The sequence below is a fragment of the Anaerolineales bacterium genome (assembly GCA_030583885.1).
In the GTDB taxonomy this organism is placed as follows: Bacteria; Chloroflexota; Anaerolineae; order Anaerolineales; family Villigracilaceae; genus Villigracilis.
Genome location: CP129480.1, coordinates 1,786,521 through 1,808,428 on the forward strand (window position 1 = coordinate 1,786,521; position 21,908 = coordinate 1,808,428).

21 protein-coding genes are annotated in these 21,908 nt (G+C 53.7%); 12 read left to right on the top strand and 9 right to left on the bottom strand.

The window, feature by feature from the left end:
• Positions 1-61: 61 nt before the first annotated feature.
• The 4 genes from QY332_08980 to QY332_08995 form a co-directional block, all read right to left on the bottom strand.
• Complete coding sequence (locus QY332_08980; GenBank protein ID WKZ38063.1) at positions 62-562, bottom strand: thioredoxin domain-containing protein; 501 nt, start codon at positions 560-562, stop codon at positions 62-64.
• Positions 563-611: 49 nt separating this feature from the next.
• A complete protein-coding gene (locus tag QY332_08985) occupies positions 612-809 on the bottom strand; it encodes a DUF2892 domain-containing protein (protein WKZ38064.1) in 198 nt (65 codons plus the stop codon).
• A 74-nt stretch (positions 810-883) separates the two neighbouring features.
• Positions 884-1,558 (bottom strand): Crp/Fnr family transcriptional regulator, encoded by a 675-nt coding sequence (locus QY332_08990; GenBank protein ID WKZ38065.1) that lies wholly within the window; start codon positions 1,556-1,558, stop codon positions 884-886.
• Between the two features lie 114 nt (positions 1,559-1,672).
• Positions 1,673-2,524 (bottom strand): DegV family protein, encoded by an 852-nt coding sequence (locus QY332_08995; GenBank protein ID WKZ38066.1) that lies wholly within the window; start codon positions 2,522-2,524, stop codon positions 1,673-1,675.
• Between the two features lie 140 nt (positions 2,525-2,664).
• Between QY332_08995 and QY332_09000 the strand changes: the two genes are divergently transcribed.
• The 11 genes from QY332_09000 (at position 2,665) to QY332_09050 (ending at position 13,971) form a co-directional block, all read left to right on the top strand.
• Positions 2,665-3,735, top strand: coding sequence for a rod shape-determining protein (locus tag QY332_09000; GenBank protein ID WKZ38067.1), 1,071 nt, complete (start codon positions 2,665-2,667; stop codon positions 3,733-3,735).
• A 39-nt stretch (positions 3,736-3,774) separates the two neighbouring features.
• Positions 3,775-4,611: a rod shape-determining protein MreC gene (gene mreC, locus QY332_09005; protein WKZ38068.1), complete on the top strand. Its 837-nt coding sequence runs from the start codon at positions 3,775-3,777 to the stop codon at positions 4,609-4,611.
• 12 nt (positions 4,612-4,623) lie between these two features.
• Positions 4,624-5,124 carry a hypothetical protein gene (locus QY332_09010; GenBank protein ID WKZ38069.1) on the top strand — a complete coding sequence of 167 codons (501 nt, stop codon included), beginning with the start codon at positions 4,624-4,626 and terminating at the stop codon, positions 5,122-5,124.
• A complete protein-coding gene (locus QY332_09015; GenBank protein ID WKZ38070.1) occupies positions 5,121-7,316 on the top strand; it encodes a penicillin-binding transpeptidase domain-containing protein in 2,196 nt (731 codons plus the stop codon). The genes QY332_09010 and QY332_09015 overlap by 4 nt, the downstream gene beginning before the upstream one ends.
• A gap of 56 nt (positions 7,317-7,372) precedes the next feature.
• Positions 7,373-8,053: a septum site-determining protein MinC gene (gene minC, locus QY332_09020; GenBank protein ID WKZ38071.1), complete on the top strand. Its 681-nt coding sequence runs from the start codon at positions 7,373-7,375 to the stop codon at positions 8,051-8,053.
• 19 nt (positions 8,054-8,072) lie between these two features.
• Entirely contained in the window at positions 8,073-8,870 is a 798-nt protein-coding gene (gene minD / locus QY332_09025) for a septum site-determining protein MinD (GenBank protein WKZ38072.1), read from the top strand.
• Position 8,871: 1 nt separating this feature from the next.
• Positions 8,872-9,123, top strand: a complete 252-nt coding sequence (gene minE, locus QY332_09030) for a cell division topological specificity factor MinE (GenBank protein ID WKZ38073.1) — start codon at positions 8,872-8,874, stop codon at positions 9,121-9,123.
• A gap of 67 nt (positions 9,124-9,190) precedes the next feature.
• On the top strand, positions 9,191-10,291 hold the full coding sequence (locus tag QY332_09035; protein ID WKZ38074.1) for an FtsW/RodA/SpoVE family cell cycle protein: 1,101 nt from the start codon (positions 9,191-9,193) through the stop codon (positions 10,289-10,291).
• Positions 10,292-10,308: 17 nt separating this feature from the next.
• Complete coding sequence (gene gltX / locus QY332_09040; GenBank protein ID WKZ38075.1) at positions 10,309-11,790, top strand: glutamate--tRNA ligase; 1,482 nt, start codon at positions 10,309-10,311, stop codon at positions 11,788-11,790.
• 26 nt (positions 11,791-11,816) lie between these two features.
• Positions 11,817-12,881, top strand: a complete 1,065-nt coding sequence (locus tag QY332_09045) for a hypothetical protein (protein WKZ38076.1) — start codon at positions 11,817-11,819, stop codon at positions 12,879-12,881.
• 28 nt (positions 12,882-12,909) lie between these two features.
• The gene (locus QY332_09050) at positions 12,910-13,971 is read left to right on the top strand and encodes a hypothetical protein (GenBank protein ID WKZ38077.1); all 1,062 of its coding nucleotides are present in this window, start codon (positions 12,910-12,912) and stop codon (positions 13,969-13,971) included.
• A 43-nt stretch (positions 13,972-14,014) separates the two neighbouring features.
• Here the strand turns inward: QY332_09050 and QY332_09055 are convergent, their stop codons facing one another.
• The 3 genes from QY332_09055 to QY332_09065 are packed head-to-tail and all read right to left on the bottom strand — an operon-like array spanning position 14,015 to position 19,096.
• Positions 14,015-15,439, bottom strand: a complete 1,425-nt coding sequence (locus tag QY332_09055; protein ID WKZ38078.1) for an RtcB family protein — start codon at positions 15,437-15,439, stop codon at positions 14,015-14,017.
• Between the two features lie 48 nt (positions 15,440-15,487).
• Positions 15,488-17,302, bottom strand: coding sequence for an ABC transporter ATP-binding protein (locus tag QY332_09060; GenBank protein WKZ38079.1), 1,815 nt, complete (start codon positions 17,300-17,302; stop codon positions 15,488-15,490).
• Between the two features lie 48 nt (positions 17,303-17,350).
• Positions 17,351-19,096, bottom strand: coding sequence for an ABC transporter ATP-binding protein (locus QY332_09065; protein ID WKZ38080.1), 1,746 nt, complete (start codon positions 19,094-19,096; stop codon positions 17,351-17,353).
• Between the two features lie 316 nt (positions 19,097-19,412).
• Here QY332_09065 and QY332_09070 point away from each other — a divergent pair, with 316 nt between their 5' ends.
• Positions 19,413-21,104, top strand: a complete 1,692-nt coding sequence (locus tag QY332_09070; protein WKZ38081.1) for an AarF/UbiB family protein — start codon at positions 19,413-19,415, stop codon at positions 21,102-21,104.
• 38 nt (positions 21,105-21,142) lie between these two features.
• Here the strand turns inward: QY332_09070 and QY332_09075 are convergent, their stop codons facing one another.
• Both QY332_09075 and QY332_09080 read right to left on the bottom strand, forming a co-directional pair.
• Positions 21,143-21,358: a hypothetical protein gene (locus QY332_09075; protein ID WKZ38082.1), complete on the bottom strand. Its 216-nt coding sequence runs from the start codon at positions 21,356-21,358 to the stop codon at positions 21,143-21,145.
• 42 nt (positions 21,359-21,400) lie between these two features.
• Positions 21,401-21,901 carry a hypothetical protein gene (locus tag QY332_09080; protein ID WKZ38083.1) on the bottom strand — a complete coding sequence of 167 codons (501 nt, stop codon included), beginning with the start codon at positions 21,899-21,901 and terminating at the stop codon, positions 21,401-21,403.
• Between the last annotated feature and the right edge of the window lie 7 nt (positions 21,902-21,908).

Genomic DNA, 21,908 nt, shown 5'->3' on the forward strand with positions numbered 1-21,908 from the left:
ATAGCCGAGGAATCAAAACGGCTCCGGGCGGACCTGGAGCCGTTTTGCAATCGAAGGACATTTATCCGCGCTTTAACATGCCTGTGAGCGCGCTCCAGATTGGACAACGATCATAAATCCCCATGAAGGCAAGAATGCCGCCAATGCCTGTCACGATCCAGTTGCTTGTGGAAATGCCGACCATGATGAACAATGCGCCTGCGCCCATCCTGAGCATACGGTCAAACGGGGTAAGCGGTACGTTGACCTCCTTCCCCCGGGCCAATGCTTCAAACATGGTGCGATACCCTGTTTCATTTTGCGCGCCGGTGACACGTCCAACTTCTTCTCCATTGCGAATTGTGATGATGGTTGGGATTCCAAACACACGGAATTGTTCTAGGATTTCGCGTGAATCATCCGCGTTGACGGGCAGAAATTCGACCGTATCGCCATATTCCTTTGCGAGTTTATCGAGGACGGGTTTTGCCCTCATACATGGCGCACACCATGGCGCCCAAAAATCCACGATGACAGGTTTTTCTGTTTCTTCGATTCTTTTCTGAAATTCTGTTTTGTTCATGATTAATGGTTGGAGCGGACGATTTTCCGCCCGCTCCATTAATATTCGACTACTTGTATGTGCTGAACTTGAAAGGCGCATACAGCGGGCAGAATGCAGCCACGGATGTGAACAGGAAGACTGCGCCGAGTACCACCAGTATGATTCCGAGTGTCCCAACAACGGTGCCGCTAAAGTATAAATAAGCGAACAAGGCGGCGATCACGACACGGACGATACGATCGGTATTGGACATATTACGTTTCATTTGAAAATCTCCTATGGTTGGTTGAATTGATACGCCCAGTATAGGAGACTTGCAAGTTTCTGTCAGTGACATTGTCACTTAAGCGAACGCGATTCAAGCAACCCAAAATCCAGGATTTCGATCACGCCGCGCCCGGAGCGAATGCTCCCATCACTGACGAAATCTTCAAGCAATCGACTGATAACCTCACGGGAACTGCCCAGTTCAGCGGCGATCTCTTGATGGGTGATTTGCATCGGGTTCTGTGTTTTTCCCTGGTCCAGCAACAGAGATGCCACCCGACGGTCCATGCGCTGGAAGGCCACCTCGTCAATGACAGCCATCACGGTCAAGAGCCTCTGCGATAACAAATCAAAGACGAACTCGCGCCACAGATCGTGGCGCTGCACCCACTCACGGAATATTTCGGAGGGGATCATGACGGCCTCCGCATCCTGCTCCACCGTCGCAATGGCAGGAAATGTCCGCTGACTCAGAATGGCGTTTGCGCTCAGGATGCAGGAGGACCCGCTGCCGAACCGATAGAGCGTGATTTCTCGTCCCGTCTCGCCGCTCTTGTAGACGCGTACCACGCCTGAAATCAACAGGGCGATTGCTTCCACACGATCACCTTCGAGGAATACATCCCTGCCGGCCGGGATACTCGCCATAAAAGCCGATTGTTGAAATTCGCGTGCAAACGATGCGCCGGCCTGTTGGAGAATGGACAGGGATTGGGCGATGCGCTTGAATTGCGATGTGTCAATCATGGATCTTTGAAGTCGTCAGTTATACCCAGCGCGGTCACAAATTGCGCTTTTTTAGAAGCGGGAAAGCGCAATTTGTGACCGTGGGCATTATATGTTGTCATTTGAAATGGCTGCCTAGTCAAATGTAAATGCCAGGCCGATTGTGCCGGGTCCAGTGTGAGTACCGACCACGGGACTCACTTCTGCGAAAATCGTCTCAACAGGATTGCTTTGCTGTGCCGCACGATCCAGCAGGGTTTTTGCATCTTCACTTGCATTTGCGTGTAATGCAGCAATACGGATATTTGATTTGCCCTGTACGTTTTCAGCGACCAGTTCAAGCACGCGGTCATGCGCCTTGGACTTCGTACGGATGCGTTCGACACCTTCCACACGGCCGTCTTTGAGGGCAAGAATCGGCTTTAGATTCAACGCAGAACCAATGAAGCGCTGGGCGCCTCCGATGCGTCCGCCGCGATGCAGGAACTCAAGGGTGTCGACTGCAAAGAACAGCCCTGTGTTGCTGCGGGTACTTTCTGCGGCGGCAAGGCACTCTTTGAGAGTCCCTCCCTGCTCAGCGGCACGTGCTGCGGCAAGCACGATCAAGGAAAGCGCCATGGATGTCGCCAGACTGTCCACGATGGTTACTTTGGATCCTGCTGTTTCCATGGCATCCCTGGCCTGCATGGCAGACGGGATTGTCCCCGATAATTTGGACGAAACAAAAAGACCGAGCACCTCGAAGCCCTGCTCCACGAGCGGCTTAAAAATCGCCTGCATGGATGCGGGTGAAACCTGGGAAGTGGACGGCATGGTTTTTGCCGTCTTAAGGCGGGTGTAGAATTCCGCCGGCTGAATGTCCACCCCGTCACGAAACGTTTCCTCTCCCCAGATGAGAACCTGCGGCGCAACTGTGATATTGTATTTCCTGACGTATGCTTCAGGTAAAAACGAAGTGCTGTCTGTGACAATGGCAATTTTTGACATATCTTCCTCCAGTGGGGTTTGGTTGGCGCTATTTTACCCCCTCTGGGGGATTGTGCCGTGGCAAAATCTGTTTTTAAGCCTCATGGTATAATATGTAAGTAATTACTATATTTCGGTAAAATCCCACTTAGGAGCCTATTTTGGCCTTCAACCCTATCAACTGGCTGCTAGGCCTTTTTTCTCTGGACATCGCCATTGACCTTGGCACTGCGAACACCCTTGTCCATGTTCGTAATAAAGGCATTGTTATCAATGAGCCATCCTGGGTGACTGTTGACAAGAAATTACGGCAACCCCTCGCAATTGGCCTCGAAGCCAAGGAAATGGTTGGACGCACGCCGGGGAATATAGTTGTCGTGCGCCCCATCCGTGACGGTGTGATCGCCGAGTTTGATGTCACCCAGATCATGCTTGAATATTTCATCGGCAAAGTCCACGAACAGAGCGTGGTTCCTCTGCCGCGCCCGCGTGTGATCATTGGTTTGCCGACAGGCGTCACCGAAGTGGAGAAGCGCGCGGTCTATGACGCCGTCATGGCCTCCGGTGCGCGTCAGGCGCTGTTGATTGAGGAACCGATCGCGGCCGCGCTCGGGGCTGGCCTGCCGATTGGGGAGGTTCGCGGCTCGATGGTGGTTGACATCGGCGGCGGAACCACGGAAGTTGCGGTTATGTCCATGAGCGGCGTGGTTGCATCCCGTTCCCTGCGTGTTGCCGGCGATGAGATGGATCAGGACGTTGTGCAGTATCTTCGCAACAAATACAACTTGTTGATCGGCGAAGGGATTGCCGAGCAGATTAAATGGCAGATCGGTTCCGCCTATCCCTTGCAGCCCGAAAAGACGATGGAAGTGAGGGGGCGTAATCTTGTCACCGGGTTGCCCGAAACCATTGAAGTTTCCTCCGTCGAGATTCGCGAGGCGCTCTCGGGTTCCGTGCAGGTCATTATTGACACCGTGCGGGACGCGTTGGATGAAATCCCGCCTGAAATCGTATCCGACCTGATGGATATAGGCATTTGTCTCGCGGGCGGAGGTGCGTTATTGCAGGGTCTCGCGGAACGCCTGACTGATGAATTGAAATTACGCGTCTGGGTGGCGGAAGACCCGCTTACCTGTGTAGCGCGCGGCGCAGCGATGGTGTTCGAAGACCTGGATTTACTCGGGCGATATTTGGTTGGTCTGGAGCGCGGCAGCACGCGTCACCTTGGATAGTAAATATTTTGGCAGTCTCGTTCAGGGACTGAAACATCAATGAATTCCCGTTCTTTACAAACAACGATTATTTTCTTGGTAGTGGCGGGTATTCTCGCCCTTTCGCTGGGCGGTTTCTTTGGCTCCGCTTCAAGACAGTTCAGTAGTATGTTGATCGAAGTCCAAAGTTGGGTCTCGTCGCGTTTTCTTGGTTTTCAGGATTTTATTACCGCACCCCGCGATATTGTTTCCCTGCGCACGCGCAATTTGGAACTGGAGTCCCAGGTCTCACAGCTGCAGGCGCAGGTCATCGAACTCCAACAACGCGTCAATGAGACCGAGATCCTTGCGGCTCTGGTTAACTTCTCCCGTTCAAACCCCGAAAGCACCTATAAAGCAGCGGCTGTGATCGGTCGTGATCCCAGCCCGTTTTTGCATTACATCATCATTAATCGCGGATCGAATGATGATATTCGGCGGGGCATGCCGGTTGTTACAAACCAGGGCCTGGTTGGGCGTGTGGATGCGGTGATTGCTGACGCTGCGCGGGTTCAGTTGATCACAGACCCCGCATCCGCCGTCAATGTGTACCTGCAAAATGCTGAGACCAATGCTGTGGCATTCGGTTCCGTCACCGGCGACACGTATCTGGATATGATCTCGCAGAACGCCATTGTGGAATCAGGTGATCTGATTCTGACCTCGGGGCTGGGCGGCGGGTATCCGTCGGACCTTATTATCGGACAGGTTGTTACCATCCGCGCCCTTGAATTTGAACTGTTCCAGCAGGCGACAGTCCAGCTTGCGGTGGATTTCTCCCGTCTTGAGATCGTTCTGGTCATCACCAACTTTCGCCCGGTGGATATCTCTCCACTTGTGCCTGTTCCCTCCCCGTAATCATCATTAGACATGCGAAATCTTATCGCGTTTCCATTGCTGGGATTTGCGGTCATCCTGCAATCCTCCGTTGTCAGTCAGGTCAAATTGCTCTCGGGTTATGCCGATATTGTATTGATCGTGCTTGCCGCTTGGGCATTGCAGGACCGCGTCAAATCTGCCTGGCATTGGGCAGTCATGGCTTGCCTGATGCTTGCCTTTGTCTCCAGCATGCCCTGGCTGGTTTTATTTGTTGGCTATCTTGGTGTGGTCTTTATTGCCCAGGGTTTGCAGCGGCGGGTCTGGCAGGCGCCGTTGCTTGCAATGTTTAGTGTTACATTTATAGGCACGATGTTCATTCATTTATTATCCTTTTCTGTATTGCGCATATTGGGCACGCCGTTTTTATTTGACGATGTAATGGGCTTAGTCACGCTGCCAAGTTTATTGCTCAATATGTTATTCTCAATACCCATCTATGCTTTCATGCGTGATCTGGCGCGGTGGGTTTACCATCTAGAGGAGCACGAATGAGTTCTGGTTCTGTATTGCGCCCTGTTCGTTTTGAGCCCTGGCGGCTTGCCACGGTTTATATCGTTGTGTTTTTGGCGTTGATCGCCCTGCTTTTCAGGCTGATCAACCTGCAGGTGGTCGAGGGATCAGTCTGGACGGCACGCGCCATTGACAATTACACCTTTGAAGTCAGCATCCCCGCTCCACGCGGTATTATCTATGACCGCAACGGAAACATCCTTGCACGCAACCTTGCCTCTTATAATGTCGTGATTACGCCGGCGAGCCTGCCCGCCGACGATTCGGATATTCAACGTATTTACCGTGAGCTCTCAATGTTGATTGAAGTTCCTGTGGGCGGACCTGTGACAGCAGAATCCTTGGAAGAAGCCAAGTTGTTTGCGGCGTGCGTGGAGGGACCCGGCATTGCCCAGCTGGTGGCTTTGCAGGATACGTTGGCGCCGTACAGCCCTGTCAAAGTAAAGTGCAATATTTCGGAGGAAATTGCCCGCATCGTGGAAGAGAGATCGGTTGATTGGCCCGGCGTAAAGGTTGAGGTGGAGCCGATTCGTGACTATCCAACAGGGTCGTTGACAGCCCATCTGGTCGGTTTTTTAGGGCCGATTCCGGCATCTCAGGAAGCGGAATTGCGCGCGCAGGGATTTATCCCCAATCGTGACAAGATTGGTTATTCCGGTGTTGAGGCCTCGTTGCAGGATATCCTTGCAGGCAGGAACGGTTTGCGTGTGGTGCAGGTGGATGTGGCCGGGCAGGAACTTCGCAATCTTGAACCGCCCATCTCACCAGTGCCGGGACATAATATCTATTTGACGATCGATACCCGCCTGCAGGCCGCCGCTGAAGCCACTCTTTTGGAAGAGATCAGGTTCTGGAATACATATTTTGGAACGGTGCGCATTTCAAGCGGAGCCATTATTGCTATGAACCCGAAGACGGGCGAGATCCTGGCAATGACCTCGTTTCCGACCTATGAGAACAACCGCTTTGTGCGTTTTATTCCCGCCTATTATTATGAGCAGCTAAGTCAGGATCCGCGCAAGCCCCTGTTGAACAACGCGATCTCTTCGGAGTTTCCGCCTGGTTCTGTGTTCAAATTAGCCACCGCAACAGGCGCGATCAACGAAGGCGTGGTGGATTTGACCACCATTATCCAGGCGCCGGGACAACTGTTGTTATGCGAGAAATTTAATCCCAATGATATTTGTACGGAGCGAAATACGCGCCCCTTTGTTGACCACATTCTTGAACAGAGACCCGAAGGTTTTGGCCCTGTCAATTTTCTGCAGTGTATTGCCTTTTCAAGTAACGTCTGTTTTTACAAACTGGGCGGCGGCTACGAGGATGAGATCGTTCAGGGGCTTGGTGTTGAGCGCCTGCGGCAATACGCCCGCGCGCTTGGATTTGATGAGCGTTCGGGGATCCAGCTGCTGGGCGAGCAGGATGGGTTGATCCCCGACCCGCAGTGGAAGCGCATCAACACCGGCGAGAACTGGTCCACGGGCGATACGTATATTGCCAGCGTGGGGCAGGGGTATGTGCTTTCCACACCCCTGCAAATACTCATGTCTGGTGCGGTGATCGCCAACAACGGAAGGCTGATGCAGCCAACCGTTGTCCACGAGGTGACCGACGGCGATGGGAATGTTGTCCCAATGTGGTTCAATCCGAATGATTTCACGGCCACCAATTTTGAAACGGCAGGCAGTTATCAAATATCACCTTTTACCCCCAACTTGAAATGGGATGTTACCGTAACCCCGATGATTCAGGGGTATTCCTGTGACGGTGCGTACTGTAGTTTGGATGAGGACGACTTGAAGATCATCCAGCCCTCATCCATTCAAGCGGTGCGCGCGGGGACGCGGCTGGCAGTGACCGCCAATCTGTTTGGCACCTTGAACGATCTCTTTGGCGACTTCCCCATCGCGGTGGCGGGCAAGACCGGCACTGCGGAATATTGCGATGATGTTGCGCGTGAAGCCCAGCGCTGCCAGTTTGGCGCATGGCCCACGCACTCATGGACTCTTGCCTATGCTCCCTATGAAGACCCGGAGATCATTGTGATCGCGTTTGCCTACAACGGCGGCGAAGGTGCGAGCGTGGCCGGACCGATGGTTGCGCGCATGATCAAATCCTATTTTGAGATCAAGGCGATTGACATCGCGCAGGGGAATCCAGCCCCGGGCCAATAGACGATGCGCTTTCATCAGGTATAATTCCATCCAATAAATTTACCCAAATTTGTCCTATGGAACAAATCACCTCTCTGGTTCAGATCAAAGGAATACGCGACGGACTTCTTGCAACATTTTCAGATGCTGCATGGGAAGACCAGCGTATAGCTTTGCTCACTCAAATTGATGAGCGTTCATCCTTCTTTCACGGTGCGCGCCTGGCCATGGATGTCGGCACGCAAATCCTAAAGGTCAATGATCTCGTGGATTTGCGTGACCATTTATCTGAACGGAATGTGGTTTTATGGGCAGTCGTAAGCGAATCGCCGGTCACGGAACAGACCGCTCAATTGCTTGGCCTGGCCACGCGCATCTCGAAACCGCGACCCGAGGAACAAAGACAGTTTGCGGATACCATCACCGATGACACCGCACTGTTTGTCAACAAGACACTTCGCTCTGGAACGCGCATTGAATTTCCCGGCCACGTTGTTGTGTTTGGTGACATAAACCCGGGCGCAGAGATCATTGCCGAAGGGAATGTGATTGTGTGGGGAAGGGTGCGCGGCATGATCCACGCCGGTTCCAAAGGGGATCGTTCTGCGTTTATCTGCGCGCTCGATCTTTCTGCCAATCAACTGCGTATTGCGGATGAAGTCTCCGCCATGCTCAAACCTCAAAAAGACCCCAAGCCTGAGATTGCCAGTATTAATAGCGAAGGCCGTTTGCAAGCTGAAATGTGGAACGCAGGCTAATTCATTTTTAGGACTTAATATGACCGCTCAAGTGATTACGATTACATCTGGAAAAGGCGGCGTGGGCAAGACCACCGCCGTTGCCAACCTTGCCACCGCGCTTGCCGTGGACGGAAAAAAAGTCGTTTGCGTTGATGGTGATATCGGCTTGCGCAACCTGGATGTGGTGATGGGCCTTGAAAACCGGATTGTATATGATATTGTGGATGTGATCGAAGGACGCTGTAAATTAAAACAGGCGATGATCCGTGACAAGCATTACCCTGAGATGTACCTGATTCCGGCCGCGCAGACTCGCGACAAAACTGCAGTCTCTCCATCTGACATGGTACGCATCTGTAATGACCTCCGGCCTGATGCTGATTTCGTCCTCATCGACTCGCCCGCGGGGATTGAGCGCGGCTTCCGAAACGCCATTGCAGCAGCAGACAGAGTCATCGTGGTGACCAACCCGGAGATCAGCGCGGTGCGGGATGCGGATCGGGTGGTGGGCATTCTGGAGGCGGAGGAAAAAGGGAGCCCGTATCTGGTCATAAACCGGTTAAACTCTGTGTTGGTCAAAAACAACGACATGCTCTCTGCGGAGGATGTGCTGGACCTGTTGGGCATTCAACTGATCGGTATCGTGCCGGAGGATGAATCGGTCATCATTGGCTCGAACCGTGGCGCGCCTGTGGTAAATGATGTAAAAAGCCGTGCGGGACAGGCCTTCCGCAATATTGCCAAACGCCTGCAGGGACACGACGTGCCATTCATGGACCTCGATCAACAAAGCGGATTGTGGAAAACCATTCAACGCTTTGCGGGGAGGAAGTGACATGAACTTTTTCACGCGGAAAAAAAGTGCTGAAAGCGCAAAGGAACGCCTTCAGCTGGTGCTGGTGCATGACCGCACCGACCTGACCCCCGTACAATTGGAAGCATTAAAGGATGATTTGCTTAAAGCCATTTCGCAGTACATTGACATTGACCCGGAGGCTGTGCAAATTGGATTGGAACGCGACGGCCGTTCCCAGCGGCTGGTGGCGGATATTCCCCTGCGGAACGTATCACGCCATCGCGCGGGTTGACCTTTAAATATTCTGGAGGCACGGATCAACCTGATGGCATCATGGGTTGCATCCGTGTTTTTTTATTATGACTCGTGGACTTTCCTGGCGTAATTTCGATTTTCTTCTTCTCGGCGCAATCGTGCTGGCATCCTCGTTTGGTACCGTGATGATCCGCTCGGCTGTTGCGGGGAACGAAGTGCTTTTGCCGCTGATTACGCGCCAGATATATTTTGCCTTGCTCGGCGTGGTCCTTATTTTTATCGTCGCATCCATAGATTACCGGTACTGGCTGGCTCTCTACCGGCCGATCTATTTTGGGATTTTGATCTTTCTGGTGACATTGACCGGCTTTGGTCAATCCGCTTTTGGCGCCCAGCGCTGGTTCCAGGTGGGGGTTTTGTTCCTCCAGCCGACGGAATTTGCAAAGATCGTTGCCATCATCGTCCTCGCGCGTTACTTTGAGGCGGCCCAGAATCAGCCTCGCGATTGGAAATGGGCCTTTGGCGGCCTGCTTTGGGCGTCTGGCATTATCGTGTTGATTCTGCTCCAACCCAATTTAAGTAATGTGGTTGTGTTGACGGTCGTCTTCGTGTCCATGTTGTGGATCAACGGGCTGCAGATCAGGCAGGTGATTACCCTGGGGCTATCCGGAATTGGGCTTGCAGCGCTGGCGTTTCCCTTCCTTGAAGAATATCAACGCGCACGTGTGCTGACCTTCATCTTCCCGGATCCAAATGCAACCTACGGAGCGACGTATAATGTACAACAGGCCTTGATCGCCATTGGATCCGGCGGATTCTTTGGGCAGGGGTATGGCCACGGCACGCAGACACAATTGCGTTTTCTCAAGGTGCGTCACACCGACTTTATCTTCTCCGCCATCTCGGAGGAATTTGGCATGATTGGCGGCGTGATCGTGATTCTCACGCTGGCGTTCATCGTCTGGCGCTGTATCCGCGCTGCACAAAAGGCTCGGGATGTCTCGGGCTCGATGATCGCCTTTGGCGTGGCGATCTTGATCTTTTTTCAAGGTGCGATCAATATTGGCGTAAACTTGAACGTTGTGCCTGTCTCCGGGCTGCCGCTCCCATTCATCAGTTATGGCGGAAGCGGTTTGACTGCGTTGATGCTCGGCATCGGGCTGGTCGAATCCGTCGTCATGCGCCACAAACAAATGGAATTTTGATTCTAGGAGGCTTTATCTTGCCGATCAAACCTGCACGAACCCGCATCGCCCCCTCCCCAACCGGGCACATGCACCTCGGCACGGCGCGCGTCGCCCTGTATGATTATCTGCTCGCAAGGAAGACTGGCGGACAGTTTGTTCTTCGCATTGAAGATACCGACCTCAAACGCACCGTCCCCGGCGCGGAGCAGGAGATCATGGACGGCTTGCGCTGGCTTGGTTTGCAATATGATGAAGGCCCTGATGTCGGCGGAAAATTCGGTCCCTACCGCCAGACCGAACGCCGCGAGATCTACCAGCATCACGCAAAAATCCTCGTGGACAACGGCAGCGCCTATCCCTGCTTCTGCACAGCAGACCAACTCGAAAAGGTCAAACAGGAGCAGCTGAAACGCAAGGAAAACCCACATTACGACGGAACCTGCCGTGTCCTTGATCCCGACCAAGCCGCAAAACGCATGGCGGGCGGTGAGAAATACACCATCCGCTTCAAGATGCCAAAGGATGGCATTACCATCGCACGCGATCATCTGCGCGGCGACATCACCACCGAAAACAAACAACTCAACGATTACGTCCTCTTGAAATCCGACGGCTTGCCGACCTATCATCTTGCCGCCATTGTGGATGACCACGATATGCAGATCACGCATGTCATGCGCGGCTCGGAGTGGCTGGGCACATTCCCCTTGCATGTCAATATCGTCCGCGCCTTTGGCTGGGAGGAGCCGATCTGGATTCATCTCTCCGTCTTCCTCAAGCCAAGTGGCAAAGGCAAAATGAGCAAACGCGAAGCTGCCACTGCAATGAAAGACGGCTACTCCATTTTTATCAAGGATATGCAGGAACTTGGCTTCACTCCCGAAGGGGTTTTGAACTGGTCTGCGTTGATGGGGTGGGGTGTCCCCGAAGATGATGTGATGAGCGTGGAACAAATGATCGACCGCTTTACGGTCGACTCTTTGACTGCCTCTCCCGCTGCGATCAACTTCCAAAAACTGGATCACTTCAACGCGACTCACATCCGTCTTTTCACGACCGATGAACTGGCAGCCCGCCTCAAGCCATATTTCACCCGTGAGGGACTTAATATGGACGATGGTATTTTGTTGAAAATCATCCCGCTCATTCGTGAGCGGCTGGTCACATTGGATGATTGTATTGCATTTGGTGGATTTTTCTTCAAGGATAATATAACTCTCAATCCTGAAGATTTGATCGCGAAGGGATTGGATGCGAAACAGTCCGCGGATACTGCCCGCAGGGTGTATCAGATTCTGGAAGCGCAGCCGGATATCAGCCATGAACGATGCGAGCCGCCTCTGCGGGCATATGTCGAGGAAAGTGGATTGAATGTCAATCAAGTGTTTGGTATTTTGCGGGTAGCCATAACGGGGCAAAAAGTCAGCCCTCCGCTGTTCGAGTCGATGGAAATCATCGGCAGGGAAAAATGTTTGCAAAGAATTAAGGATGCGATTGAAATTTTGAAAAAGTTGTAACGGTTTTTATGCAGCGTGGAGGAGAAATGGATTTAACAATTACCGCCCGGGATATTGTTGGCAAAGATCCTTTTGGCCGCTTCCTTGCATGGGTCAAATTGAAGCCTTGGCAGGCAGCGCTGTTGAGTTTTTCTTTTTTTCTTGTATACATGCTGGTTCTGCCTGCCTGCTTCGATGTGCTGTTTCCGCGGGACGGATTGGAGCGGAGCAGTATCGTTGACAGGGTAAATCAGGTTGGGTTTTGGGTCATTCATCCAGCTGTCGTGTTTTTCTATGTATGGCAGCCTGCCTCGATAGCTGGGTTATACAGTCTTATATTGCCGCTCGCACCATCCTCCATGCTTGATGGGCTTTCCCGGGCTGCGCGAATTTCCCATAAAACAGCCCGCGGGTGGGTGCTGGGAGTCTTATCAGGCGCGATTGTTGTGTACCTTGGTGTGATTTTTATTTTGGAGCATATGGGCGCGCGCTGGTATTCAATTAATTGGTTGATGGCGGCGATCCTGCAGGTTTCACGCTTCCTTTTGTTTTACATGATTGTGGTTGTCTTTGTTCGTCATTTGCTGGTTGCTTTCAACTTGAATCGCGTTTACCATCATGTAAAACTGCCTGTATTGATGGGACAGTCGAAATACGGTACGGCGTTTGACGCAATTACAAGTTACGGCATGGTTTTTGCAGGCTTTGGTGCGATACTTGGACTTTTTGTTACCATGCGCCATCTTTATTCGACGCCTGTTTTTCCGGAAGATGCGATTTATCTTGGTCTGTACCTGATCCTGATGCCACTTGCCTTCCTCCTTCCCTTTTGGCAGGCCCATGTTAACATGCGTTCGGCGCGAATGACCGCCCTCCGGCAGATCTCGGATCTGCTCCAGGATGAATATGACCGATTAATGACGGATGTGTCCTGCGGGGTTGGTGCGGAATTCTCATCGGAACGAATCAAATCACTCCGCGCATTACTTGAATTGACCGAGAAGGCGCCGATCTGGCCCTTTGAAAATTGGATCATTTATCGCGTGTTCGCCGCGACGATATTTCCCTTGGTGATGACCGGCTTGGGTTTCCTATTTGAGTTAATGTTGTAATTGTAAAAGGTGAACAGGAGAAATAATAATGGCCGCTGACCCCGTTAAAAAACTTGCTTCCGATATCAAGTTGCTGAGAACGAAGTTCAATACACTGGAAGAAAGTACCCGCCTGACGAGCGTGCGCGACTCGCTGGAGGATACGCAGACCACGATCGAGGGATTTGCGGACAAGGTGACGGGGCTGCGCGCACGGGGTTATGTGTTTGGGATGAATTTTGAATCCCGTGCCGCGACCCTACTGGAAAAATGGAAAGCGCTCGCGCCGAACATCAACAAACAGATCGAAGAGCAGGCGGGACAGTTGCAAACTGCAATAGCGCCCCTGCGGCCGCGCATGACTCAACTGGCGGCGGCTTCGGGAAATCAGACGCAGGCGCAAGGTTTGCTGGAGCAGGTCAAACCACAGGTCGAGTCATTGGAGGCGCAGGTCCATGCCGCCGGCAGGCAGATCAGCGGCATGTATGATTCTGTCCGGAGCGAGGTCAACAAATTCAGTAATGAAATCCGCAGGATTGACTACATGCTGACTAATCTCTCACAGGCGGCGTTTCCATTGCTTGCCACCGAAGCAGGCCTGATGGCGGTCAAGGCGGTTTGGGTGAAAAATGGGAAAGAGCAAAAAGATGACCCACAGGGCGTGTTGTATCTGACTGACCAGCGCATCATTTTCGAGCAAAAGGAGGAGGTGGCGACAAAGAAGGTGTTGTTCATCACCACCGAAAAGGAAAAACGGCAAAAGCTACTGATCGATACGCCCGTTGCCTTAGTGAAGTCGGTGGAGACCAGCAAACAGGGAATGCTCAAAAATGAAGACTTTATCAAGGTCAGTTTTGCATCAGGCGCGCCAATGAACGTGGCGCACTTCCACATCTGGCAGCCGTGCGAGGAGTGGCAGGGATTGATCAACCGCGCAAAGGCAAGGGATTTCGAATCCGACCGCGCGGTGGAAGTGGATGCGGCGGCGGCGGCGAAGGTCAAATCCGCTCCGAGTCAGTGCCCGAGTTGCGGCGGGCATCTTCATCAGGTTATTTTGCGCGGGCAGGATACGGTCAAGTGTGAGTTCTGTGGTTTTTTGATCCGGTTGTAAAAATAAAAGACCCTGAAGGCCTCAAAAACCTTCGGGGTCTTTTCTAATACTTCCCCGTCTCATCCGCCATGCGGACGATACGCGGGGTAAACTTGCCGAGGATTTCCACGAGGTCGCCTTGCGCGGCGATGACTTCATCGATTGGCTTATATGCCTGCGGCGACTCATCAATGCCCCCGCCGAGCAAGGTGACGCCGCGTTCTTTCAGATATTCGTCCCGCTCGCGTTTGCTGATGGAGTTCAGCGCAGCTTTGCGACTCATCTGTCTGCCTGCGCCATGGGATGCGGACTCAAGCGACTCGCTCACGCCTCTCCCGCGGACGACGTAGCCTGCATCCCCCATCGAGCCTGGAATTACACCGAGAACGCCCACACCTGCAGGTGTGGCTCCCTTGCGGTGGACAATGACTTCGCGCCCATCGGGGAGTTTCTCACGCCACGCGAAGTTGTGGTGATTCTCGACCACGGCGGTTTCCTTCAACCCAACTGCTGCCGCCACCCGTTTGTGGATAATATAATGATTGGCGGAGGCAAAGCGACCCGCTAGTTCCATCGAATGCCAGTATTCCAGCCCCTCCTCCGAATCGAGCGACAACCATGCGAGATGGCGCAGGCTCTTATCGAGGTCGGGATGCAAATCCATGGCGAGTTTGCTGTAGCGGTCCGCGATCTTGAAACCGACACTGCGTGAGCCGCTGTGCGAAAGCAGGGCGAGATATTCGCCAGGCTTCAGGCCGAACATCGGCTCATGCAGGCGGAACGAACCCCACTCGACGAAGTGATTTCCCGTGCCGCTCGTACCGAGTTGACGCGCGGCGTTATCCTGCAGACTTTTCAATAATCTGGTCGCGTCCCATGCAGAATCGTCCAGCACTTCATGCTCAGCGCGCTTGTTTCCTTTCCACTGTGCGCCGATGCCGAAGGCGGTCTGTTCCCATAAGGTGTTCTCGAAGAGTGACGGCTTTTGTCCCAGCAAAATTGGCGAGACTTCATAGAGCGAGAGCCTCATGCGGCAGGCAATGTCCACGCCGACGGCGTAGGGGATGACGGCCTTGTCCGTAGCCAGCACGCCGCCGATGGGCAATCCGTAGCCGACGTGGGCATCGGGCATCAACGCGCCCGCCACGCTGACGGGGAGCCGCATGGCGTTGTCCATCTGGGCGAGCGAGCCTTTGTCAATGTGCTGCCTGCCCCAGATGGGATAGGTCAACGGCTGGTCGCGCAATTCATGTTGTTGAACGGTTTCCTCCCTTTGTCTTATGCGGATGCACTCGCGGGCTAGATCAGCCAAGAGCGAATCGGCGAGGAAATTGCCAGGGTCTTTGCGGACAGCGTCGACTTTGGCGAGAACCGCATCGCGCTCCATGCCGCTTTCGATGAGTTTGTTGCCCGCGTCTTTTGCAAGACCGATGATTTTTCCGTCGGTCCAGTTGTTGAGTTTCAGGATCTTTCCTGTGAGGATGTCCATGTCTTTCTCCTGACGATTGACCATGGACCATGGTCTACGGTCTGTCGTCTATCGTCCGTTTTCTTCCAACTTCCACAACTCGCGCATCTCGGGGCTGGTTGTGAGAAGTTTGTCCAGCGTCCCTTCTGATTCTACCTTACCATCCTTAAGTACGATGATGTGGTCAGCACGCCTCAAGAGCGGGCGGCGGTGGGAGACGACCAGACAGGTCTTTTCATTGCCATCGGCAAAGATACGTTCCCAGAGTTGACGTTCGGTCTCCACGTCCAGCGCGCTGGAGAGGTCGTCGAAGACGAGCAGTTCGGGTTCACGGATGAACATGCGCGCCGCGGCGCTGCGCTGTGCTTGCCCGCCAGAGAGTTTGACGCCGCGCGCGCCGACCATCGTTTCGAGGTCGTCATCGAGTTGTTCGAGGTCGCGGTCCATGACGGCGAGTTTGGCGGCGCGGTAGATGTCTTTATCGGTGCGGTCGAGTCCGAGCAGGATGTTGTTCCGCAGGGTGTTGCTGAACAGGCGCGGGACTTGCGCGGTGTAGGCGCAGCGCGGCGGGATGAAAAAGTCCGCAGGGTTGGCGGCAATCCCTCCATTCCAGCGTATCTCTCCCGATTCCATTGGCAACAATCCAAGCAATGTGCGGAGCAGCGTCGTCTTGCCGGAACCGATGCGACCTGTGATGACGGTCAGTGAGCCGCGTTTGACTTTCAGAGAAATGTCTTCGATGCCGTTTTTCGAATCAGGGTAGTGAAAGGTCAACCGTTCAGCGACCAGTTCGGTCAGCCGGTCTGAGGCGGTTTTCGTCGGGTAGGTCACGTCGGGCAGAGGACCTGTCAAATTAATCGGGTTGTGTTGGACGAGTGCGTCCAGCGGTGCGTTTTCCATCAGGCGGTACATGCGTTTGACGGAGACATCGAGTTGTTTGTAACGCGCCCACAACATGCCGCCAAAGGTGGTGAGATCGCCCATACTTTGCAGCAGATAGACGAAGAGCGAAAAATCGCCGAGCGTGAAATTGCCCGTGCGCATGGATTGACCGACCAGCACGAGAATGACGCCTGTACCAAGCGTGGAGGTGTTGCGGTATAGCGAGCCGAGTACTTCATCGAACAGTTTTTCACGGATTGTCAGCACGCGTCTTTCGTCGTTGATCTTGTGGAAGTGACCAATGACATTTTTCTCCGCCGTCGCCACTTTGACCGCCTGTACTGCGCCGAAGAACTCACCGATGAAGCCCGTCACTTTGCCGCCTGCCTGACGCGAGGCGCGGCGGTAATATTCGATGCGGCCCGTTGCGATGTTGGCAATGATGCCGACGATGACGAGCGGGATGAGCGCCATCACCGTGACGGACGGGTTGATGCGCGTCATCAGCACGATGGAGACCGCGATGATAACAAGCCCGACCAGAACGTCGTTGACGAGGATGACGAAAAGCGGAATCTCGTTCACATCCGTTTTGAAGCGACTGACGGCTTCGCCCGCCGAGTCGGGCAGCTGTGATGCGCCCGGTCGTTTCAGGATGTGGCGCAATAGATTTCTACGTAACAGTGTGGACATATCTGCGAAGATCGGTACGTCGGCGTAATAGAATCCATAACTTGCCAGTGCGCGTCCGATCCAGAGCGAAACGAAGAGGGCGATAACCGCCCAAATGCCGCCGGTCAGTTGCATGCCGCCGGTCAACATATCAAAAAAGGCTTTGAGGATGAGCGCGGGCGCGATCTGCCAGACAAAGCGGATGAGTGCGACGCTGATCATATCCACGAACCACAGCCAAGGTCGGAAGCGGATCATCTCACGGATGACCTTCCACGCGGGCAGGGAGGGGATGTTGATTTCTTTTTGGTTGGATGTCATTTCGGTCATGATAAATTCCGTGTGTGCAGGAGCGGAGCGCCGCTCTGCCCCTGCGGTTTACGCCAATACTTCTTCCATGCCAGTTTGCAGGAGTTGGTGAAGCCGCGAGTTCGGGTCTGCAGAAAGTTGCCCGCGGTTCCCGTATTCGATGACATTGCCTCTTTCCAGGATCATGATTTCGTCCGCGCGGTGGATGGTATGCAGGCGGTGGGCGATGATGATGGCAGTGCGGTCCTTCAATAACTTGTCTATCGCGTGTTCGAGTTTTTGCTCGGTGGCGGGATCGAGACGCGATGAGGCTTCATCGAGAATCACCAGACCTGGATTTCGCAAAAAGACGCGCGTAAAGGCGAGCAATTGCGCTTCACCCGCAGATAACGACCTTGATCCCGTTTCGAGTTCCGTATCCAGGCCTTTGGGCAGGTTTTGGAACCAGTCGCCCATCTCCAGTTCTTCGAGGGTGCTGATGATTCTCCCATCGGGGATCGAACGGTCGAAGAAGGCCAGGTTGTCACGGATCGACGCGCGGAATAATTGCACGTCCTGTGTGACGATGGCGATATTGCGGCGCAGAGAGTCGAGCTGTATGTCCTGCAAATCTGTGTTGTTGACCTTGATGCTGCCCGATTTCACGTCATACAGGCGGAAGACCAAACGACCAAGCGTGGTCTTTCCGCTTCCGGTGCGACCAAGCAGTCCAAGAACAGAACCAGCCTTCAGGTCCAGAGAGAGGCGGGAGAGGACGGGTTCACCGCCGTTGTACGCAAACGTCACGTCGTTGAACATCAATGCGAGCGGACGCGAGTCGATCTCAAAGCCTGTTTCAGTCTTGTCTTCCGGTTCGAGTGTGCGGAATTCGGTCAATCTTTCCACACACGCGCCGATGGTCTGAAAACTTTCGATCTCGTGCGTCATCGCCCAGAAGGGTTCTTCGAGCAGGCTGAGGTAATGCACGAAGAGATAGACAGTGCCGATGGTGATCAAGCCTGCAGTGAAGAGCCAGTAGCCGCTGGTGACGGCGAGCAGTGTGCCTGTGGTGAGCGCAAGCCCCATCGAGTTCTCGATGATCCAGCGTTTGAAGTGTGCCCGACGGTTGTGACCGAGGATGATACTTTGGTGGCGGAAGAGTTCACGGATGGAAAAATCCACCGCGCCGCTGGCACGGATATCTTCGGTACCTGCGAGCTGCTCTTCAATAAAGCCGTAGTATTGCGCCTCCGCTTCGCGCCGTGCTTTCTGGTGCGGAATAGCGATATTTCTCAGGCGGCTGAGAATGACGACCGTGAGAATGGAATAAACGGTGAATGCCAGCCCCGCGCGCCAATCTTCGATGAATAGTGCGATCAGAATGCCGACGAGTAAAAGTCCATTGGCAACGAGATTCAACGCGAACTGCGAGAAGAAGGTCGCCAGTTCGGTCACATCGCCGTCGATGCGTTCGATCAATTCGCCGGGCGCGTGGTCGTTGTGGAATTTCATGTCGAGGTGCAGGGCGCGTTCCGCCAGTTCGGCGCGCAGGTCGTTGGTGGCTGTCCAGGCGACGTTTTCGCCGAGCCAGGTGACGCCGATCGCGACGCCCTGCTGGATCAACGCCACGCTGATAAAGGCGATGGCGGTCCATGTCAGGGTTTGCAGGGCTTCGCCAGCCAGCGCGGAATCAATAAAACGGCGCATGATCTGCGGGGCGAAGATGCGCAAGCTGATGCTGCCGAACAGCATGCTGGCGAGCAGCATGAACCGTCCGCGCTGGGGGCGGATGTGGTCGGCGAGCAGGTTCCAGTAGGCTTTGAGTGAGAGGTTCACAATGGTTTTCCGTTTTGACAATAAAAAACACGACGCAGGTGCGCCGTGTTTTGAAAGACACAGGATAAAACCGTTTAGAGACGGTTAATAGGCGCACTTCGAAAAAGGTTCAATTTTTGGTTGGGCAAGATGGGGCGATAGATCATTTTGAAGCGCGCTCCTTTCTGTACGTTTTTGTTACCTGCGTGAGTTTACATGAGAGTGGGATGAGTGTCAAGGAATTTTTGTCATTCGAATTGGTTCATGGGGTTTTGTGGAAATTCGTCATTGTGACATAAGGAATATTGGGGCTACAATGGAATGGCACGGAGGCTTCATGCGATCCATAATTTTGCAGGCGCGTTACTGGCGTATCGTTTTGTTCTTTGCGCGTGTCGCAGCGAGCATCATCTTTTGGGATATTTTTTTACGGCGCATCGGGCTTGGCACCCTTGCGAAAGGCACTCGTCCACAACGGCTGCGGAAAATTGCAATTCGATTTCGCGGACTGGCGATCCGTCTCGGTGGCGTGATGATCAAGGTCGGGCAGTTCCTCTCTGCGCGGCTGGATGTGCTTCCGCCCGAGGTCACCGATGAACTGGCAGGATTACAGGATGAGGTGCCGCCAGTGGATTTTGAATCCATCCGCCTCCAAACCGAACTCGACCTTGGTTCTGCTGTCGAGGATGTTTTTCTTGCCTTTGCCAAGGAACCTGTCGCTGCCGCATCTTTAGGGCAGGTTCATTGCGCTCGATTGCTCCCACACGAGGCGGAGAGCCTGGGTTTTGATCATGTAGTGGTCAAGATACTGCGACCGAATATCGAGCAGATCGTGGATGTGGATATGACCGCGATTCGGGTAGTGGGCGGCTGGTTGAAACGGTACCACCCCGTGAGTGACCGCGCCGATGTGCCTGCGATCGTCGAGGAGTTCGCGGCGATCCTTCAAGCGGAACTGGACTATTTGTCAGAGGGGAAGAATGCCGAAACATTTGCGACCAATTTCAAGGGCGATGGAGGCCTGCATGTCCCGCGTGTGGTGTGGAATCGGACGACCCGCCGCGTGCTCACGCTGGAGGATGTCACTGCCATCAAGATCACTGATTATGAAGCGATCACTGCCGCAGGTGTTGACCGTGCTAAAGTGGCGGATCGTTTGCTGGCAACGTATTTAAAGCAGATCTTCGAGGATGGGTTCTTCCATGCCGACCCGCACCCTGGAAATTTGTTTATCCTGCCATTGCCTGAAAAGGACGAAGACGGCTCGACAAAATTCCGCCTGACATTCATTGACTTTGGCATGGTGGGTCGTATGCCAGACCGTTTGGTGGAGGGGTTGCGGGAGGCGGTAATCTCGGTCGGTTTGCAGGATGCGCCGCGTCTGATTAGGGCATATCAAACCCTGGGCGTACTGCTTCCGAGTGCGAATATCAAGTTGTTGGAGGAAGCCAGCGGTCAATTGTTCGACCGATTCTGGGGCATGAGCATGAACCAACTGCGCAGCATCCGCCATGACGAGATGGTAAAGTTCGGGCTGCAGTTCCGCGAGTTGATGCTGAGCATGCCGTTCCAGTTGCCTGAAAACCTTTTACTGCTTGGCAGGACCATCGGAATTCTATCAGGCATGTGTACGGGCTTGAATTCCGATTTCAATCTTTGGTTGCAACTTGCACCGTATGCTAGGAAGTTGACCGATGGTGAAAATGGTTCAACCTTCGATGTGTTCCTGAATGAGGCGGGTGAATTTTTCAAAACGCTGATCGCCATCCCTGGCAGGACAGAGCGTGTGCTTGGGCGCATCGAGCGCGGCGATTTGAGCGTGCAAATGCCGCTGGTTAATCTTCAGATCAGTTATTTGGAGCGGTCTTTGAATCGGTTGACGGGTGGGATTGTGTTTCTTGGGTTACTGATCGCAGGCGCGATTTTGTATGATGGTCATACCCTGCTGGCCCAGGGCCTTTTTGCAGGGGCGGGTATCGCTCTGTTTTACGCTCTGTTCCTCGCACGGGGAAAACGTCCGTTTCAGTAGTACAAAAAAGAACGGCAACTGAAAGTCGCGGTTCTTTTTTATGAAGATTTTTCTTCCGTCTTTTTGATGGCTGCATCGATCAGGCTGCGAAATGCCAGCAGCATTTCCTTGCGCGCAGCGCGGCGGTGCTCCAAAAAGCCGGGCGGCAGGATGGTCTCCATACTCTTGCGCATTTCATGCCCTGCAGCCTTCATATGTTCCAGCGCTTCGGGCGGAAGTTTATCCCGCATGGATTTGCGTTTTTCTTCGCTCATGGGTCGCTCCTTGTTCCTCCCTGATTATAGCACCAATGGAATTTACGGCGCCCCGGGTGTCATCGGCGGAAATTGGGACATGTCCATAATCGGGTCTATCTCCAGGTTTTCGACCCTGATCCAGCATGGGTTGTTGAAATATGGATTCCTGATCACGATCCAGCCCGGTTCGCTTCCAACACCAAGGATGACGACATTTTGTCTTCCCCGTGTTCCGGGGTCAACATTGCTGATTAACGTATAGTTTTCGCCGGGGCCTGTCCAGCAGCCTGCAAACACGATCACGGCAGCCGGCTTGGGGACGGGTTTTTCCGTGGGGGGGCCGGCGGGAGTTTCAGTAAAACTTGGCGTTTCTGTCGCTGTTGGCGGCAGCGGGGTTGGCGTAACTGCGCCGGCAGTTTGAGTCAACATGACAACAGCCAATTCGGCCGCTCTTGTACCGACAATGTCCACAGGTGGGGTGGCGGCTTGTGGCGCGCAGGCCGCAATGATGGTTGCGATCAGAAGGCTGATCGTGGTGTTGCGAAAAGGGTATGATCTCATTTTTTTG

Coding starts and splice junctions, on each gene's coding strand:
- QY332_08980 (WKZ38063.1), bottom strand. CDS start 562: ATGAACAAAACAGAATTTCAGAAAAGAATCGAAGAAACAGAAAAACCT.
- QY332_08985 (WKZ38064.1), bottom strand. CDS start 809: ATGAAACGTAATATGTCCAATACCGATCGTATCGTCCGTGTCGTGATC.
- QY332_08990 (WKZ38065.1), bottom strand. CDS start 1,558: ATGATTGACACATCGCAATTCAAGCGCATCGCCCAATCCCTGTCCATT.
- QY332_08995 (WKZ38066.1), bottom strand. CDS start 2,524: ATGTCAAAAATTGCCATTGTCACAGACAGCACTTCGTTTTTACCTGAA.
- mreC (WKZ38068.1), top strand. CDS start 3,775: ATGAATTCCCGTTCTTTACAAACAACGATTATTTTCTTGGTAGTGGCG.
- QY332_09010 (WKZ38069.1), top strand. CDS start 4,624: ATGCGAAATCTTATCGCGTTTCCATTGCTGGGATTTGCGGTCATCCTG.
- QY332_09015 (WKZ38070.1), top strand. CDS start 5,121: ATGAGTTCTGGTTCTGTATTGCGCCCTGTTCGTTTTGAGCCCTGGCGG.
- minC (WKZ38071.1), top strand. CDS start 7,373: ATGGAACAAATCACCTCTCTGGTTCAGATCAAAGGAATACGCGACGGA.
- minD (WKZ38072.1), top strand. CDS start 8,073: ATGACCGCTCAAGTGATTACGATTACATCTGGAAAAGGCGGCGTGGGC.
- minE (WKZ38073.1), top strand. CDS start 8,872: ATGAACTTTTTCACGCGGAAAAAAAGTGCTGAAAGCGCAAAGGAACGC.
- QY332_09035 (WKZ38074.1), top strand. CDS start 9,191: ATGACTCGTGGACTTTCCTGGCGTAATTTCGATTTTCTTCTTCTCGGC.
- QY332_09045 (WKZ38076.1), top strand. CDS start 11,817: ATGGATTTAACAATTACCGCCCGGGATATTGTTGGCAAAGATCCTTTT.
- QY332_09050 (WKZ38077.1), top strand. CDS start 12,910: ATGGCCGCTGACCCCGTTAAAAAACTTGCTTCCGATATCAAGTTGCTG.
- QY332_09055 (WKZ38078.1), bottom strand. CDS start 15,439: ATGGACATCCTCACAGGAAAGATCCTGAAACTCAACAACTGGACCGAC.
- QY332_09060 (WKZ38079.1), bottom strand. CDS start 17,302: ATGACCGAAATGACATCCAACCAAAAAGAAATCAACATCCCCTCCCTG.
- QY332_09070 (WKZ38081.1), top strand. CDS start 19,413: ATGCGATCCATAATTTTGCAGGCGCGTTACTGGCGTATCGTTTTGTTC.
- QY332_09075 (WKZ38082.1), bottom strand. CDS start 21,358: ATGAGCGAAGAAAAACGCAAATCCATGCGGGATAAACTTCCGCCCGAA.
- QY332_09080 (WKZ38083.1), bottom strand. CDS start 21,901: ATGAGATCATACCCTTTTCGCAACACCACGATCAGCCTTCTGATCGCA.